Genomic DNA, 17,667 nt, shown 5'->3' with positions numbered 1-17,667 from the left:
GCCTAAGGGCTCCGGACCCCAAAAATACAGGAAAACGCGTGATTATGTCGAACGCGAACCCATATGCTCTGCTTTTCGAACCGGTCCAGATTGGGCCGGTGACAGCCAGAAACCGCTTTTATCAGGTGCCGCATTGCACCGGGATGGGGCATCTCAGACCGCGGGCGGACGCTGCCGTACGGGGAATGAAAGCAGAAGGTGGCTGGGCCGTGGTGTCCAATCAGGAGACCGAGATTCATCCAACCTCGGACTTGTCCCCGTTCCCCGAGGGGCGATTGTGGGACGCACGCGATGTGCCTGCGCTGCGGCTGATGACGGATGCAGTACATGCACATGGCGCGCTGGCGGCCATACAGCTGGTTCATAACGGCAACCACGCGCAAAACCTGCTAACCCGCGCTCCGGTTCTTGCGCCGTCCGAGATGTCTGTGGATACGACGCAACCAAAGCACGCGCAGGCCATGGACAAGGCCGATATCCGGGAACTCCGCCGCTGGCACCGCGACGCGGCCCTGCGCGCGAAAGAGGCCGGGTTTGACATCGTTTATGTCTATGCCGGGCACAACATGACATTGGCGCAACATTTCATGCTGCCCCATATGAACCAGCGCAGCGATGAATATGGGGGGTCGCTTGAAAACCGTGTGCGGCTGACCCGTGAACTGCTGGAAGACACCCACGAAGCCATAGGCGACAGCTGTGCCGTGGCGTTCCGCTTTGCCATTGACGAGATGATGGGCGCCGACGGTATGCAGGCGGCAGAAGAAGGCCGCGCGGTTGTTGAGCTATTGGCCGATCTTCCCGACCTGTGGGACGTGAATGTCGCGGATTGGTCCAATGACAGCGCAACGACCCGTTTCCAGCCCGAAGATGGCTTTCAGAATGCGTTTCTGTCCCATGTCAAACAGATCACCCGAAAACCTGTTGTTGGCGTTGGCCGACTGACGTCCCCGGACATGATGCTGTCGATGGTCAAAAAGGGAATTGTCGACCTCATCGGTGCCGCGCGGCCATCCATTGCGGACCCTTTCATACCAAAAAAGATCGAGGAAGGCAGGATCGACGAAATCCGCGAATGCATCGGCTGCAATATCTGCGTGTCGTCGGACAATCTGGGTATTCCGATCCGCTGCACGCAAAACCCAACGATGGGCGAGGAATGGCGCCGTGGCTGGCACCCCGAGATCATCGCGCCGAAAAAAAGCGAGGCAGAAGTGCTGGTCATCGGTGGCGGACCTGCGGGGCTGGAATGCACGATGCAATTGGCACGGCGCGGGTATCAGGTAACACTGGCCGAGGCCTCGACCGAACTTGGTGGACGGGTAGGTAGGGAAAGTAGACTTCCAGGCCTCGCCGCCTGGTCGCGGGTGGTTGACTATCGCCTGAACGATCTGAAACAGCGGGCCAACGTTCAGTTATTCTCGGACAGCAAGCTCGAAGCCGGACAAGTCGCCGAGCTTGGCATCGAGCATGTCTTTGTTGCAACAGGCAGCCATTGGCGCGCCGATGGAGTGGGTCGCAATACGCAACGCCGCCTGCCTAGGGTCACGCCGGATGCCAAGGTGTTGACGCCTGATGACATCATGAAAGGCGTTCTGCTCCCGGACGGCCCGGTGATGATCTATGATGATGATCACATCTATCTGGCGGGGGTGATTGCCGAGAAATTGGCGACAGCCGGATATCAGGTCATTTTTGCCACGCCAGAGAGTTTGGTTTCAGCCTACGCCGTTCATACTTTGGAACAGTCCCGCATTCAGGCCCGCATGATCGAACTGGGGGTGGATATCCGCTGCAATCAGGTGCTTGCGGCGGTTCAGAGCGACGCGGTGCGGATAGGCTGTGCCTTTACCGACCGCGAAACTGAAATCCCGTGCGCCTCAACGGTTCTGGTGACCGAGCGCCAGCGTGAAACCGCCCTTTTCGACAGCCTGAAGGGAGCCGGTTTGAAAACCCTTGACCTCATTGGTGATGCCGCGTCGCCGGGGCTGATCGCAGACGCAGTTTTTGCAGGTCATCGCGCCGCCCGCGATTTCGAACGCCCAAAGGCCGATGCAGACAAAGACTGGTTTCGCCGTGAGATTATTGATTTGGCAGAGGATGCAACATGAACAGCACCAATGAAGCACCCCGTTCACGTCGTCGCGGGGGCGGGGGGCGCGCAGCGCGTCTGAAGGTACAACAGACGACCACGGGTAACGAAGCCGTACGCGGGGGTCTGAGCGGCGGACGCTATAGACCGCTGACTCAGACCGATATGGAGAACATCCATCATGCAGCCTTGACCGTCCTGGAACAAACCGGAATTACCGACCATTTCCCGGAGTTGCTTGAGCTGGTGCTTCCCAAAGGTGCAGTGCTGAGTGACCTCAACCGGCTGTGCTTCCCACGCTCCCTGATGGAGGACATTCTGGCAGGTGCCGCCAAGGAGTTTTACGTCTATGCCCGAGGGGAGCGCGAAGGTAAGGACGACATGCATTGCACGGCAGAAAGCGTCTATTTTGCCAATTCCGGCACCGCCGTGACAACATTCGATTCCAAATCCAAAACCTATCGTCCGTCGGTTCTGCGTGATGTTTATGATTTCACCCGCCTGGTCGACCGGTTGGAAAACATACACATGCTGGGCGACACGGTTCTGGCGACGGATGTGACCGATGACTTCACCCATGACATGAACACCATTTATGCCATGCTTGCGGGCAGCCAAAAACCCGCCTGCCTGACTTTCCGTGACCGCAGCCACATTCCACATGCCATCCGCATGTTTGATCTGGCCCAAGGGGGCGAGGGGGCTTTCCTGAATAAGCCAAGCGTCATATTCGGCGGCTGCCCCATTGTTTCCCCCTTACGGATCGGCAAGGAAAATATGGAGATCCTGATTGATACCGCCAAACTTGGCCTGACTGTCGATCTGGCCGTGCCACCTCAAGCCGGGGCCACGGCACCTGCGACGCTTGCGGGAACGCTGGTTCAGACCGTGGCCGAAACACTTGCCTGCGTTGCCATCGTCAACCTGATCACGCCGGGTTGCCCCATCTGCTTTGCGGCCTGGCCCTTCATTACGGACTTGCGCAGCGGGTCTTTTACTGGCGGCAGCGGCGAACAGGCGCTGATCGGTGCCGCAGCAATTCAGATGGGCAACTTCTACGGCCTTCCCACTTCGGTGGGCGCAGGTATGACCGATGCAAAAATACCTGATGCGCAATACGGGCTGGAAAAGGCGCTGACCTTTACCCTTGCAGCGCATGCTGGCGCCAATCGCCTGTGCGAGTTTGGTGGCATGATCGGTAGCCTGATGGGATGCAGTTTTGAAAGCATGGTCATCGATGACGAAGCGGGCGGCATGATCCTGCGATCGTTGCGTGGGATAGAGGTTACTGATGAAACCATGGCGGTGGATGTGATTCACCAATGCGCCATAGATCCGGGTCATTTCCTCGGCAATCCGCACACGCTGAGCTATATGAACAGCGAATTTGTCTACCCACAGCTGATGGACCGCGAGCGTACGGACACTTGGGAGAATGAAGGGAAAACGGATCTGCTGGACCGCGCCCGCAACAAGGCGAATTCCATCCTCGACAGCCATTTTCCTAATTATTTTGGTGCTTTGGACGCTCGGGTGCGCGAAGAATTCCCTATTGTACTAAGCGCGGAAAGCATGGCCCGCCATGGATAACTCCAACGCCAAGCAATGGGACAACGACCACTTCCTGCACCCGTGGGAAGGGATGGAGGCTTTGGGTGAAAACGACCGCACCTTTATCGAAGGTGCCAGCGGCATCCATCTGATAAACGAAAAGGGGGCTCGCCTGATCGACGGTCCGGGGGGAATGTGGTGCACCCAGATTGGGTATGGGCGCACGGAAATGGCCGAAGCAATGGCCGAGCAAGCCCGGAATCTTGCCTATTTCTCACCCTTCAACAACACCAACTCGACTGCGGCACAGTTCGCCCGCGAAATCGCCAAACGTGCGCCCGGCGATCTGAATAATGTCTTCTTTACAACCGGCGGTTCCACCGCGGTTGATACAGCCATCCGGTTTGTCCATTTCCGCAACAACCTTATGGGTCGGCCAGAGAAAAAGAAAATCATTTCAAGGCAAAAAGCCTATCACGGAAGCACTTATCTGGCAGCCAGCGTCAGTGGAAAAGAACGTGACAGGCTTTGGCTCGACAAGGCCGACGACCTGGCGCATTTCCTGCCGGACGTGAACCCGCTTTACCGCGCGCCCGGTCAAAGCGATGAAAGCTTTCTGAACGAGAAAGCTGCCGATCTCGAAAACGCCATTGTGGCGCTTGGCCCGGATAATGTTGCCGCTTTTATTGCTGAACCGGTTTTGGCCTCGGGCGGTGTCATCGTGCCACCAATCGGATATCACGCACGCTGCCTGAACATCTGCAAGAAGTATGATGTTCTGTATATATCAGACGAGGTTGTCACGGCTTTCGGGCGATTGGGTCATTGGTTCGCTTCCGAGGCTGTCTTTGGCATTCAGCCCGACATAATCACCTGCGCCAAGGGGATGACATCCGGGTATGCGCCGATGGGGGCCGCGATTATCTCAGATCGACTGATAGCGGATGTTGCGGGAAAAGATGCCACCTTTTCGAATGGCTACACCTATTCGGGCCATCCGGTCAGCGCGGCTGCCGGGTTGAAAAACATCGAGATTATCGAGCGGGAAAAGATACTCGATCACGTTCGAAAAGTCGGCCCGGTTTTTCAGGATCAATTACAGCAGTTGCGCAAGATTGACATTGTGGCCGATGCGCGTGGGATGGGATTGATGGGGTGTGTTCAGTGCTCAGTCGATGGCGATCCCCAGAGCGAGCTTGGGCGCGACTATGAGATTGGCAGTCGTATCGATATGGAATGCCAGAAACGCGGTCTGCTTGTAAGACCCGTGATCAACATGTGTGTTCTTTCACCGCCCCTCATCATTACAAAAAGCGAAATCGAGCATATGTTTGCTATTCTGCGACAAGGGCTAGAAGCGACATCCGAGTGGCTCGGCAGGATCAGTGGCCGGTGACTGTTGCAGGCTGTCGCTGCGAAAACCTGGAGATCGGCTACCGTAGCGGCATTTAGATCTTAAGGATTGCCAAGTTCGTTTTCGTCAAGGAGTTGGCGTATTTGCACTGCCCGAGCGACTATAGCATCTACACGTTGGTTCCAGAGATGGAGTGTTTCGGATCATCAGTGTAGTCGTTTGCTTCTGTCGTGCACGGCCATTACAGGACCGGTTAATTACGTCCAGAGAGATCCCAAACAAGGCCAGTAAACGAAGGACGAGTTCGTAGCGCGTCAAGACAGTGACTACCGTTTCAACCTCGGGACAGCGTAATCAAAAGGATTCCCAATGCGATCAGGCTTGCCCAGCCGATACGGTGCAGAAAACGGGATTCCTTCAAGATGATCGCCGCGAGGGTCACTGAAACCGGGATCGATGCTTGCCGTACCGCGCTGACTGTGGCGGCTTCGGCCCCAAGCTGGAATGCGGTCAGGATGAACAAGTAAGACAGATAGGACGCAATCCCGGCAAAAGCGATCCGCACCGGTGCCTGTGCCCAGCCACGCACGACCCCCAGAAACGGGGCTGACAAGTGGCGATCTTCCCAGGCTCTGATGCCAGCAAGCAGCGGTGTCACCAGAATATAGGTGAAAAACAGGAAAGGTGCCGGATTGGTCAGCTTCATCGCTTGGGCATCGCTTAGCGAATAAGCGGCCGATCCCAGCATCGCCATACTTGCCAGCGCGAATGCTTTGTGATCATGCAGCAGCCCGCTAGGCGACTTCTGAATCATCAGGCTGCCTAGCAGGACCAATGCGATCCCCAGCAGGGTGAACCACGAGTAATGCTGATCAAGGGCCAGCCAGCTGAAGGCGACAATAGCAATCGGCGACGAACGGATAATCGGATAATAAACCGACAGGTTCCCACGTCTCAGGGCCGACAATGTGCCGTAGTAGTAGAAGGTCAACCCAAGGGCTGAGATTGCGACAAAGGGCCAGGTCTCAAGTGGCAGGCTCAATTCCTGACCCATAACCAGCGTATGAACCGCCGCCAGGATCACCCAGGTCAGAGACACTCCGACATAGCACGACACCGGATGCGCAACCCCTTTCAGCGTAAGGTCGCGCAATGGGTGGGTTGCCGCCGAAACCAGAACCAATGCGATCCAATAGGCTTCCATACCTCAGGTCTGATGCAATGGGTTGCGTTGCAGGAAAGTGTTGAAATGCACCGTCAGCTGATCCTCGGCGATCTGTACGACACCGTAGGCCGGAGGTTCGTCGCAGAACTCGCCATCGACACTGGCCGCATTCAACGGAATCTGATGGTTGAGACTGGGCAGGCTGGTAAATGGAATGCCACGCCAGTTCACATAGGTCATGCGGTGCACATGGCCGTAAAACACATGCCGAATGTTGCGCCCGTGTTTGAGTGCGTCAGCAAAGGCGTCCGCTTCGACCAGCCTGATCTCGTCCACAAGGGGAATGCCAAGGTCAAAGGGCGGGTGGTGCAGGAACACATAGGTTGGCTTGTCCTCGGCTTGGGTCAGTTGCTGCCTGAGCCAGTCCAGCCGGGCAGGGCAAAGCTGCCCTTCATGCACATCGCGCCCGTCTTTGGTTGAATCGAGAAACAAGAAAACCCCCTCATCCGTTTCGAACCGATGCTGGACAAACCCGTTGGCATCCTTTGGATGATCCGGGAAGACCGATTGGAAAACAGTTCGGTCGTCGTGATTTCCAATCAGCAGAAATGAGCGGAGCGGAAATGCGGCCAGTTTCGCCTTGAGCGCCCGATAGGCCTCATCCTCAGCAAATTCAGCCAAATCTCCAGAGATGACACAGAACGCCGCATCGGAATGCCACCGAAGGATATCGTCCAAACAGGCGTCCAGCCGCTGGGATGGAAAGCCGCCGTTTAGCGGGCCGGAGTCGCGGACGAGGTGTATGTCAGTGATGTGAATGAATTTCATCAGCCATTTTCCCCGAGTATTGCAAGAAACAAGGTATCGACGAAGTTTGCCGATCACACGGATTTAGTAAGAATTTCACTGGGTTCACTCGCTCATACGCGACAAGGTTTGCAGTCGAACACGACAGAGTTCGCGAAACTTCCTCCAAATGATGTGAAGCCGTAGTCCCGATAATCCGGCCGTATTGCTGTCGCGGGTACGCAAGTCTGAAACGGGCGCGGTACCGTGCCTAAACGAACATGTGGAACCCGGGCAGTTTTGCTTAGCTGAGAAAATGGAGAACCAATGTCGCGCACGCCGAGGAGGTAGATACGCTTAGGTTTGCCCTCTGTATGCCGCCGTCTCACACAGCGCAGCCAGTGTCATCACACCGCCTGGCCTGGCTGGGTTGCCGACTTGTGTCCTCAGCGGCAGCCTCGCTGGCAAGTAGGCTTCCAATCTCTGCACCCAGCTGCAGCTTAGAGACCTGGCCAAAGTGATGTGCCGCAATCCGGCCTGACTGATCCAATAGAACAAGGCTGGGCGTGCCGCGCATTCCGTATGCCGCCATGGTTTCCGGCAAAGGCCCGGTGCCCTGTTTGTCGACCGCCACAGGAAACCTGATACGGTATTCGTGAAGAAAGGCTTTCAGTGATACCGGCGTCATTGCGTCGTGATGTTCGAAAACGGTGTGCAACCCGATTACGGCGACGTGTTCGTTGGAAAAATGCTCCCGCACAGCTTGTGCCAGAGGGATGCCATGGATGACGCAGCCTGGGCATAGCATCTGGAAAGCCTCAATGACGACAACCTTACCCTGGAAATCCGAAAGCATTAAGTTCTTGTCAGTGTTGAACCATTCACTGACCTGCAGTTCAGGCGCTTGCATATTGACCTCTCCTGTTCAGAGGTCGGCCGCCTGCCTGAGACGACCGGCTGACATCGTTATTGAAGCTTGCCCGGTAGGCTCAGGTCGCCCGAGGCAATGTCGAAAACATCCGTGACGCACAAAAGCGGAGCGTGAATGTTGGCGTTTACCCGCAGAGCAGAGGTTACGCCATCATAAGCGATGCCTTCCAACTGAACGTCGTTGGAAAATCCGGCTTTGACTTGAATTTCCGGACCATCGAACAGCGGTGTGAACCCTGGGCTGTCCAGGAAGATTGGGAATCCAGGCCAGGTTGCAGGAAGCTTTGGCGTCGTCCCTTCAGGGATATCGCGCACTGCAAGGGCGCCCGGGCCGCAAGTTTCGGTCGGGGCGAGAACAACCCAGTGGCTGTGCCATTCGATACCGTCGTTGGCTGGGTCGCCATCGCCGTTTTCATCAAACAGCGGGGTGTCGTCAAAATCCGGGTGGCTGGTTGCAGCCATTGCCAAGATGCCGGCGCCGCCTTCGAAACCTACTGCAGACGTATCCAGGGATGTAGGCCACACATAGGACCAGACGTCTGACCCTCCTACTGCCCCGGTTCCTGCCGGCACCGATGCCCCGGCAGTACCATTGGTGGTCATGTGGAACGTAATGGTATTGCCGTTGCGATGCGCATGCGCTGCAAGGATGTCAAAGTCGGCCACCTTGGCGACATCAGCGGGAGAGACAACAGCCCCCTCCTGATGTATCGCGTGATCGCCTTCTGCGACGGCGGACGAAGCTCCGATCACAACTGCAGCAAGTGATTTCCAGGTGAGTATCATTTCTTATCTCCGGTAAAGTGATATCGACTCGCTACCAAACGGAGAAACATATTGCAACTTTAATTTCGACTCGCTACTTGTTGGGCATGAGAACCGCCCACAGTATTCGTATCCTTATCAACCGTCTTGCCCGGATAGATTCCGCTGCGGGCTGGACGGGCGACCTGAACCCGACACAAAGGGCGGCGCTGGAGTACCTTTCCGAGGCAAATCAGTTTTCCCGTTCACCGTCACATGTCGCTGAGTACCTTGGGACAACCCGCGGAACGATGTCCCAGACACTGAAAGCGCTTGTGCGCAAGGGATACGCTGCCGAGCACCGACAAAAATCTGACCAGCGGTCGATCTCGTACGAACTGTCCAAGGCGGGCGCCTCTGTTTTGACAGAGGCCAATCCGATTGCTGACGCCATCGGCAATCTGCCCTCCAGCGTTCAGGTGTCTCTCAAGGATGGTCTGCTTCAGAGCTTGATGTTGGCATTGGCAGCGAACGGTGGTCACTCGTTCGGGAAATGCATGACCTGCGCCTATCATAAGAAAGGTCAGAAAAATGGCTTCTGCAGCTTGCTGGAAGTGAGCCTCGAGCGTGGCGAAGAAGAAAAGATATGTATTGAACACAAAGAGGCCTGAATGACCCTTCCTGAACTATCGACAGTAATAGGTGGCATTTTCCTGGGTTGTGTCACGAACCGCTGGGAGGCAAAGCCGCCCTCTGCCATTCAGAAGGATCGGGTGTCTGGCCGTCAGGTCATTTCGCTTACTGGATTTTCAGATGATGCACAGGCGGACCTGACCGTGCATGGCGGTGCAGAAAAAGCCATTCACCATTATGCGCAGGATCACTATGCGGATTGGCAGAGAGAAGGGCAGCTGCCCCCCGGCGCAGAGCCCGCAGCATTTGGTGAAAACATCTCAACAACCGGTTTGACCGAGGAAAATCTGTGCATTGGCGACATCCTGAGGCTGGGCACGGCAATCGTTCAAATCAGCCAGGGCCGTCAGCCCTGCTGGAAACTGGGACTGCACACCGGAAATGAAAGGATGCCCTACCTGTTTCAGAAAACGGGTCGCACTGGGTGGTACTACCGTGTTCTGGAAACCGGCGAGGTCGAAGCAGGAGATCGAATAACGTTGATTGAAAGGCGCAATCCGGACTGGAGCGTGCAGCACGTGACCCGCGCCCGACTGACACGACGAGTTTCCCGCAAGGATGCCGAAGCCCTCGCAAATCTGACGGACCTCGCCCCTGGCTGGCGGCAAGCCTTTGCGCGCATGGCGATGGGCGACGTAAAAGAAGATACGCGCGCGAGATTGGGGAGCATGTCGAACACATCGCCTTAAGGCCCCACTGCGAGACTTCAGCATGTTTGTTGGAAGACATGGGCAGGTCGCCAGCGCGGTGCACATCGGCACGTCAAGGGGCTATATGAATTTCTGGCGGTTGATCAGCCAGGAAGTTTCCAGTGAACGTTCCGCTTTCGCAGTTAGGATATCAGTTCCGGTTGTCGGAAGGAGGGTCCGCATGCGGCGGACCACGTCTTTTGCGCGCCATCTCAGAGATGGCAATCAAAGTTCCTTTGCCCTTCATCGGGCGGTCGCTATCTCCGAGATGAGCGCGCGGAGCCATTGGTGGCGAGGTGACGCTGCCTGGCGCATGTGCCAGATCTGCGCAATTCTATCGGGTGGCAGGTCGACGGGTGGGCTGCAATGAGCAAAGCCGGCAAAGATATTGTCCTTTAACCGCGCAGGCATAGTCGCAATAGTATTGGTCCCGCGAATAAGAGAGGCGATTGCCGAGAAACCGGGCAGCGTCACTGAGATGCGGCGATGCCTTTCCAGGTGGCTGAGCGCCAAATCGATAGCGGTAAGTTCGTGTTGCCCGGGCATCATGACCGCGTGGGGCAACGCGCAATAAGCCGCGATTGTATCAGGAGCAGTCACGTGGTCAGGGTCGAAATAGCAAAGATCATTGTCGGTCAGGATCAGTTTCTGCATCAAGTCGGCTTCGGTTCCGGTAAGCTCGGGCGCCAGCACCAGATCGACCTGCCCGTTGCGTAGTAGTTCGGCCCAGTCTTGTTGCGACTGCGCGCGCCAAATGCGCAGTTGTACCTTCGGTGCGCGGTGTCGCAACGCGTGAAATAAGGGTTTCAGCACGATTTCGGTCTCATAATCATTGGCGGCGATCACAAACTGGCCGCTGTCATCACGAGGCTCGTATTGCGCGGGTTCTGTAAATGCGTCCACTGCCTCCAGAATATGTTGCGCTTGTGCAAACAACTGGGCTGCGCGCGGCGTAGGAGAGATACCGCGCCCCATAGGGACAAACAGCTCATCTTTCACAATTCCGCGTAGCCGGTTCAATCCATGGCTGACAGTGGATTGTGTGACCTCCAGACGTCTGGCCGCCGCCGTGATCGAACCTGTGTCATAGACCGCGGCAAACATGCGTATCAAACGGACGCCGAGTTCCTTGTTATCGTTTTTCTTCATGAGTTGTATGGTTATTCTTTCTGTTATTTTCATCAATGAAAATCTCTATCTGGTCGCCACATGCAACCGAAAAGGTAAACCCATGCCGTTTAGAAGATCCGTCCTCTTTGCTGCAACCGCTGTGGTTATGGCGCTTTCCACTCCGCTCCATGCTGATAAGCTAAGCATTGACGCACAAACCCAGGCCTCGATCAAACTGGCCGAAGGGTTCTATCGGGATGTTTTGGTTTACCGGAACCTCAACAATTTCGGGAAGTACATCGGCGATACCTATGTTCAGCATGCCACCGCATATGGCGACGGGCCGGTTGAGTTGATCAAGGCCGTTGCCAGTGAACTGACTGCCGATCCTGATGTGCAGGTGGATCTCTACCGTGTGCTTGCCGAGGGTTCCTATGTTGCAATCCATTCTGTCTGGACCGGCAGTAACGGGGACCAGTACGTCTATGTTGATGTCTGGCGCGCCGAGGACGGAAAACTGGTCGAACACTGGGACCACTACCAGCAGGTCCCCGAAAGCGCGGCGAATGAAAACACCATGTTTCAGGGACCAAACGCAGATGTTTATTCCGATCAGAATATCGAGCAGAACCGTGAACGTGCTATCGCCGTTCTGAAAAGCTTTGAAAACCCAAGTGATCTATCAGCGGTCGAAGCGTATATCTCCTCCGAGAACTATATACAGCACAACCCGAGCGTGCCGGATGGGCGCGATGCTCTGGCAGAATACTTGACCGGACTAGCTGCTGATAACGTGCGCCTAAAAACAGAAATTGCCAAGACTATTGCGATGGGCGACATGGTGCTGGTTCATTCGAAGCAGACCAACCTCGACATTGAGGGCGATCTGGGCATCGGATTTTTCGATATCTTCCGCTTTGATGACAATGGTTTCATCGTAGAGCATTGGGACATCGAAGAAGCGCAGACCGGAGAATCTGCAAACACCAACGGCGTGTTCGAGTATTGAGGATCAGGAGAAACCCCATGACCATCAAACCCGGCAATGTGCACAGGCGAGGATTTCTAAACAGGATGGCCGGAGGTTTGACTGCCGCCGCCGGTACAGCGATGATCGCTGATATGCTGGCAACGCGGGCCTACGCCAGCGCGGTTGATGGGAAGGGGGTTTCGAAACTCAGAAAAGGAGCCTATGGCATGAGAAGCAGCGAAGCCCCCGTGTCAATCGGCCGTGTGGCACTGATTGTGAACAATCTGGACACTGTTGGGACCTTTTACCAACAAGTGCTTGGCCTTGAGGAATTGGCGCGGGATGGCGAAACCCTGAAACTGGGCGCAGGAAACAACGTTCTGCTCGAGTTGCGCCAAGACCGTGCTGCGCGGCGCTATCCGCATGCGGCGGGTCTTTTCCATACAGCTTTTCTGATGCCGGACCACGATTACCTGGGACGCTGGCTGATCTATGCTGCACAAAACCGCATCCCTTTGACCGGGGCGGCGGATCACGACGTCAGCGAGGCGCTGTATCTAAACGATCCAGAAGGCAATGGGATCGAAATCTACGCCGACCGGCCTGTTGAAACATGGCAGATGGATGGAGAGTATATCCGCATGGGCTCGCATCATCTGGACCTGGAGGCCATTGCAGGTGCGGCCCGTCAAGACTGGTCCGGGGCTCCGGAAATTATGGTGGTCGGACATGTCCACCTACAGGTCGGGGATATCAATGCGGTCGACGAATTCATGACACGACATCTAGCGCAGGATCGCATGCTGCACGAAGGTTCAGCAGGGTTCTACAGTTCGGGTGGGTACCACCATCACTTTGCAGGCAACGTCTGGAACAGCAATGGTGCAAAAGCTCGTCCAACTGACAGCAGCGGCTTGGATGAGATCGTGCTGTTGACGGATGGGACTGTATTGCAACCGCAAGAGCTGACAGACCCTTGGGGAACGCGGTTCACTGTCGAAAGGAAGTGAACCTGCATGATTGGCCAAGAACAAAGGCGTATCTTGCAGGCCGGACAGCGGTAAACTCCGGCGGCGTGGCCGGAAGGTGGAAGCCGGGCGCGGCTTCCACCAAGGGGGAATACCACGCCGGGTCATTTCCGCAAGTCAGTTGCTATCATTCATGATCCGGTCGAAAACATGCGGATCTGTGACGCCCTCTGACCCGATCAACATCACTCGGGATCGCGGCGTAATTTGAAATTGTTTTCGCAAGTCGGTGCGCATCGACGCGCAGATCAAGCCAATCAGACCGGCCACGGCGCTTTCTCCGGCTTCGATTGGCTCATCTCCGAAAGCGCCGTTTGCCAATAGGCGGACGGCCGGTGCCACAAGCTGGTCAGGGATTTTCATGAAACCGCTGGCGGCCTCTTCCAAAACGTTCCATGCCAATTCGGACGGCGCGCCGCAGGATAGCCCAGCCATTATGGTTTCTTCGCCTACTTCGACGGCTGTAGGCCGATTTGCCTGGGCGCTTGCAAAAAGGCAGGGGGCCAATTCAGGTTCGACCACGATGACGCGCGGCGCATTCTGCTCCCATTCGTGGAGGAATACCGCGGTGACGGCAGCCGCTAAGCCTCCAACGCCGCCTTGAAGGAAGACATGAGTGGGTGGCAAAGCCAAATCCTGCACGATCTCGCGCGCCATGACCCCGTAACCAGCCATGACATCAAGAGGTGCCTGAGTGTAACCGGGCCAGGAAGTATCTGAAACAATCAACCAACCGTGTGCCGCTGCATCGGTCCGGGTCTGTGCCACGGAAGCGTCGTAATCTCCATCAACCCTGATCACTTCGGCCCCCAGCTGGCGCATTGCGTCGGCGCGGAATGCGCTTACTTCTTTGTGAATGTAAATTCGGCATGGCGCGCCGAAGCGCTGGGCACCCCAAGCCACTGAACGACCGTGATTGCCATCTGTCGCCGAAATGACGGTTATGTCTGCAATTCCGGCAGTATGGGTGCCGTTTCGGATCTCATCGGCAGTGACTTCACGGCCTGTCTTTTTGGTTAATTCGCGCTGTAATACTCGCAGAACCGCATAAGCGCCGCCAAGTGCTTTGAAACTGCCCAAGCCAAATCTTAACCCTTCATGCTTGTAATAGACTGCGCCCAGATCCAGTGCTTCGGCTAGACCTTGAAGAGACGGCATTGGCGCTCTTTTGTACCCACTCCAGCTTTGAATTTCCCTCTGTGCGAGGTCAAATCCCTCGCGGGGTAAGGTGGCTGTGGCGGCATGGCCAAAGCCTGGCTTGGCTGTATGGCTTTCAATTCCGACTGTCTCAAAGTTTGCGAGCATTTGTGGTCCTTCCATTGTTGGTGCAAATATAATTCAATGTCAGTGATCTTTTCGCTCTGAATTGCTGGTAATTTTGAAGCAAACTTGCATGAGGTCGCCGTGAAACAAAAATATTTATCAGGAAGTCTGGATAGCTTCGATCTCGCGATTCTTAGGGTGTTGCAGCAGGACAATACGGTGCCGCACCGTCAAATCGGTGAAAGCGTGAATCTGTCTGCGCCCAGCGTGCAGCGGAGGATCAAACGCATGGAGGCGGAGGGCGTCATTGCCGCGCAGTCAGCGCATATTGATCCGGCAGCCGTGGGATTGCCGCTGACCATTTTCGTCGAAGTCGAACTAAAAACCGAGACTGGCGGAAAAATCGATGAAATCAAGAAAAGCTTCTATGATGCCCCTGAGGTTCAGCAATGCTACTATGTTACTGGTGAAGTGGATTTTGTTCTGATCGTTATCGTTCGAGATATGTCCGAATATGAAAAGCTTACCCAACGGTTGTTCTTTTCGAACAAGAACATCCGAAAGTTCAGAACATTCGTTGCAATGGACCGAACAAAGTCATCCATGCAGTTGAACATCTGACTTGTGCCTCTCCAGAGCATGTAGTCTGGCGGGGTATTTGACTTTTGCGCGGCGAGAACTGGAAACAAAGTGCTTGTGCATTCCAAATCTGCCAGAAACCTGGTGATCTGGGCGGTAAATCCTGCCGAGATACCTCTCGGTTTACCTGGAAAATAACCACGTTTCCTGAGGTATTGAGGTTGGGACACATTTGCCCCAACCTCATCCAGGTAACAGGAGTTTGTGTTATGATTTGATACGGTCCATTTTGGGATCGTAAAGCGGTTGAAGTGTCACGTCGCAGGAGACACGTTGGGTCGCAACCTCCAACTCATACGTGCCGGACGTAACAAAATCTGCATCGACGCCGAACTGATTTCGGACATAGCCGTAACCGATGGATTTACCGGTTGTATAGCCATAGCCTCCCGACGTTAGCCAACCCACCCGTTCTCCATCCCGGTATATCGTTTCGCGGCCCAACAGCACCACATCGGGGTCGACGGTGAAGCAGGCCAGCATCTTTTTGACGCCCTCGGCCTTTTGCTTCTCGCTTGCCGCGCGGCCCTTGAAGTTTATGTTTTTGCGCAGCTTCACAGCCCATCCCAGACCGCTTTCAAACGGTGTGTGATCGGGCCCGATATCGGACCCCCAGGCCCGGTAACCCTTTTCTAACCGAAGAGATTCAATTGCGCGGTAGCCTGCATTTACCAGTCCTTGTGGCTGCCCTGCTTGCATCAGCGCAGAATAGACTGTTTGCGCGTATTCAACAGGCAAGTGCAGTTCCCAGCCAAGCTCGCCCACATATGTCACCCGCAGTGCCCTGACAGGGCAACCGGCGATGCCGATTGTCCGGATCGTGCCAAACTTGAACCCGTCATTCGACACATCGTCGCGGGTAACTGCCGCCAGAATATCTCGTGCCCTCGGCCCCATCAGCGACAATACTGCGTTTGAGGAGGTGATATCGAACAGCTGGCAGTTCAGCCCGTCCGGAATATTGCGGCTGATCCAGTCGAAGTCGTGGGTGGCAAAACCGGTGCCGGTGACAATGTAGAATTCATCATGCGCTACGCGGCCCACGGTCAGGTCGCATTCAATTCCGCCCTTATCATTCAGCATCTGGGTATAGACCAGCGCACCCACCGGTTTGTCCACATCATTGGCACAAATCCAGTTCATCGCCGCCTGGGCGTCGGGGCCTTTCAGCGCGAATTTGGCAAATGATGTTTGATCGAACAGCACTGCCGCTTCTCGGGCGGCTTTGTGTTCACGGCCAACAGCAGCGAACCAGTTCTGGCGACCAAAGCTGTATTCGTCCTTGGGTGCCTCGCCCAGCGATGCGTCGGCAAACCAGTTTGGACGCTCCCAACCCAGTTTTTCACCAAAGCAAGCGCCCTGATCCATAAGCGTATCGTACAGCGGTGACTTGCGGCAGGGGCGGCCGGACTCGTGTTCTTCATGAGGCCAGGCCATAGTGTAGTGTTTGCCATATGCTTCGACTGTTCGGGTGCGAACCCAATCGGTGTCGAAATGCGGGCGGCCAAAACGGCGAATGTCGGCGGACCACAGGTCAAAGGGCGGCTCGCCCTTGGCGGCCCATTCTGCCAGCACCATTCCGGCGCCACCGCCAGAAGCAATGCCAAAGGCGTTGAAACCAGCACCAACAAAGAAATTCTTCAGCTCTGGTGCTTCACCTACAATGAAGTTGCCATCCGGAGTGAAGCTTTCGGGACCATTGGTTAGGGTCTTGATCCCTGCGGTCTCCAACGCTGGCACCCGGCCCAGCGACAGCTCTATGATCTGTTCGAAATGGTCGAAGTTACTGTCGAGCAAGGTGTAGTGGAAATCTTTAGGTATGCCATTCACCGCCCATGGGATTGGGTTCGGCTCATAACCGCCCATGACGAGCCCACCAACTTCTTCCTTGTAATAGGTCAGCCGATCGGGATCCCGCAGGGTAGGCAGATCACCGGGTACACCAAATGGTTCTGTGACCATGTACTGATGTTCCATTGGCACCAGCGGCACATTCACACCGAACTTGGCGGCAAAGTCGCGCGTCCACTGACCGGCACACACGATCACCTTTTCACATTCGATACGGCCATGTTCAGTGATTACGGCGCGGATCTTGCCGTTCTCGATTTCAAGATCGGTGGCCTTGGTATCCTCGAATATCTTCGCGCCTGCCATGCGCGCTCCCTTGGCCAGCGCCTGGGTAATGTCCGAGGGGTTTGCTTGCCCATCGGTGGGCAGGAACGCCGCGCCGATGACGTCACCGATATCCATCAGCGGCCAAAGATCCTGCGCTTCCTTCGGGGTTAGCAGCTGCATGTCCAGACCAAAGGAATGGGCTGTGGTGGCCTGCCGTTTGACCTCGGTCCAGCGTTCCTCGTTGCAGGCGAGACGCAAACCGCCATTCATTTTCCAACCCGTTCCCAGACCGGTTTCTTCTTCAATCTTGTTGTACAGATCGACTGAATATCCCAGCAGCTGAGTGATATTGGCGTTCGAACGCAGCTGCCCCACCAGACCCGCAGCATGGAATGTGGTGCCCGAAGTCAGCTTTTTGCGCTCCAGCAGCACCGTGTCGGTCCAACCGAGCTTGGCAAGGTGATAGGCGGTCGAGCAGCCGATGATGCCGCCGCCGATGATGACGGCTTTGGCTGTATTTGGAAGGTCGGTCATA

Annotated in this window: 15 protein-coding genes; 8 read left to right on the top strand and 7 right to left on the bottom strand. The window is 55.8% G+C overall.

From position 1 onward, the window contains the following. The first annotated feature begins 44 nt into the window (after positions 1-44). Genes ACR0M9_RS13355 through ACR0M9_RS13345 form a run of 3 tightly spaced genes read left to right on the top strand, consistent with a single transcriptional unit; the run spans position 45 to position 5,039 of the window. Positions 45-2,111 (top strand): FAD-dependent oxidoreductase, encoded by a 2,067-nt coding sequence (locus tag ACR0M9_RS13355; RefSeq protein ID WP_480773833.1) that lies wholly within the window; start codon positions 45-47, stop codon positions 2,109-2,111. Beyond that, positions 2,108-3,682, top strand: coding sequence for a trimethylamine methyltransferase family protein (locus ACR0M9_RS13350; RefSeq protein WP_480773832.1), 1,575 nt, complete (start codon positions 2,108-2,110; stop codon positions 3,680-3,682). The genes ACR0M9_RS13355 and ACR0M9_RS13350 overlap by 4 nt, the downstream gene beginning before the upstream one ends. Continuing rightward, positions 3,675-5,039 (top strand): aminotransferase, encoded by a 1,365-nt coding sequence (locus ACR0M9_RS13345; protein ID WP_480773831.1) that lies wholly within the window; start codon positions 3,675-3,677, stop codon positions 5,037-5,039. The genes ACR0M9_RS13350 and ACR0M9_RS13345 overlap by 8 nt, the downstream gene beginning before the upstream one ends. 292 nt (positions 5,040-5,331) lie before the next feature. On the opposite strand, the gene ACR0M9_RS13340 is transcribed toward ACR0M9_RS13345, so the two are convergent. The 4 genes from ACR0M9_RS13340 to ACR0M9_RS13325 all read right to left on the bottom strand — a co-directional run bounded on the left by ACR0M9_RS13340 (position 5,332) and on the right by ACR0M9_RS13325 (position 8,664). Next, complete coding sequence (locus ACR0M9_RS13340) at positions 5,332-6,201, bottom strand: EamA family transporter (protein WP_480773830.1); 870 nt, start codon at positions 6,199-6,201, stop codon at positions 5,332-5,334. A 3-nt stretch (positions 6,202-6,204) separates the two neighbouring features. Next, complete coding sequence (locus tag ACR0M9_RS13335; protein WP_480546016.1) at positions 6,205-6,990, bottom strand: phosphodiesterase; 786 nt, start codon at positions 6,988-6,990, stop codon at positions 6,205-6,207. Between the two features lie 343 nt (positions 6,991-7,333). After that, positions 7,334-7,858 (bottom strand): redoxin domain-containing protein, encoded by a 525-nt coding sequence (locus tag ACR0M9_RS13330; protein WP_480773829.1) that lies wholly within the window; start codon positions 7,856-7,858, stop codon positions 7,334-7,336. A 56-nt stretch (positions 7,859-7,914) separates the two neighbouring features. After that, complete coding sequence (locus tag ACR0M9_RS13325; RefSeq protein ID WP_480773828.1) at positions 7,915-8,664, bottom strand: hypothetical protein; 750 nt, start codon at positions 8,662-8,664, stop codon at positions 7,915-7,917. 86 nt (positions 8,665-8,750) lie between these two features. On the opposite strand from ACR0M9_RS13325, the gene ACR0M9_RS13320 reads away from it, so the two are divergent. Together ACR0M9_RS13320 and ACR0M9_RS13315 are read left to right on the top strand one after the other, a co-directional pair. Continuing rightward, positions 8,751-9,293, top strand: a complete 543-nt coding sequence (locus ACR0M9_RS13320; RefSeq protein ID WP_480514547.1) for a MarR family winged helix-turn-helix transcriptional regulator — start codon at positions 8,751-8,753, stop codon at positions 9,291-9,293. Next, positions 9,294-10,004 (top strand): MOSC domain-containing protein, encoded by a 711-nt coding sequence (locus ACR0M9_RS13315; RefSeq protein WP_480483491.1) that lies wholly within the window; start codon positions 9,294-9,296, stop codon positions 10,002-10,004. 243 nt (positions 10,005-10,247) lie between these two features. On the opposite strand, the gene ACR0M9_RS13310 is transcribed toward ACR0M9_RS13315, so the two are convergent. Next, on the bottom strand, positions 10,248-11,153 hold the full coding sequence (locus tag ACR0M9_RS13310) for a LysR family transcriptional regulator (RefSeq protein WP_480483489.1): 906 nt from the start codon (positions 11,151-11,153) through the stop codon (positions 10,248-10,250). Here ACR0M9_RS13310 and ACR0M9_RS13305 point away from each other — a divergent pair. Then, positions 11,134-12,123 (top strand): nuclear transport factor 2 family protein, encoded by a 990-nt coding sequence (locus tag ACR0M9_RS13305; RefSeq protein WP_480483487.1) that lies wholly within the window; start codon positions 11,134-11,136, stop codon positions 12,121-12,123. The two genes, ACR0M9_RS13310 and ACR0M9_RS13305, sit on opposite strands and share 20 nt — an antisense overlap. 17 nt (positions 12,124-12,140) lie before the next feature. Further along, entirely contained in the window at positions 12,141-13,094 is a 954-nt protein-coding gene (locus tag ACR0M9_RS13300; protein ID WP_480773827.1) for a VOC family protein, read from the top strand. 135 nt (positions 13,095-13,229) lie between these two features. Here the strand turns inward: ACR0M9_RS13300 and ACR0M9_RS13295 are convergent, their stop codons facing one another. After that, positions 13,230-14,417: a diaminopropionate ammonia-lyase gene (locus ACR0M9_RS13295; protein ID WP_480773870.1), complete on the bottom strand. Its 1,188-nt coding sequence runs from the start codon at positions 14,415-14,417 to the stop codon at positions 13,230-13,232. A 99-nt stretch (positions 14,418-14,516) separates the two neighbouring features. Between ACR0M9_RS13295 and ACR0M9_RS13290 the strand changes: the two genes are divergently transcribed. Then, positions 14,517-14,996, top strand: coding sequence for an Lrp/AsnC family transcriptional regulator (locus ACR0M9_RS13290; RefSeq protein WP_480773826.1), 480 nt, complete (start codon positions 14,517-14,519; stop codon positions 14,994-14,996). A 225-nt stretch (positions 14,997-15,221) separates the two neighbouring features. Here ACR0M9_RS13290 and ACR0M9_RS13285 read toward each other — a convergent pair whose 3' ends face one another. After that, on the bottom strand, positions 15,222-17,666 hold the full coding sequence (locus tag ACR0M9_RS13285; RefSeq protein ID WP_480773825.1) for a GcvT family protein: 2,445 nt from the start codon (positions 17,664-17,666) through the stop codon (positions 15,222-15,224). Position 17,667: the final 1 nt, after the last annotated feature.

It is taken from the genome of Ruegeria sp. CH2, from assembly GCF_056537065.1.
The sequence above is the reverse complement of the archived record's forward strand: the minus strand, read 5'-3'. Positions and strand labels throughout refer to the sequence as shown.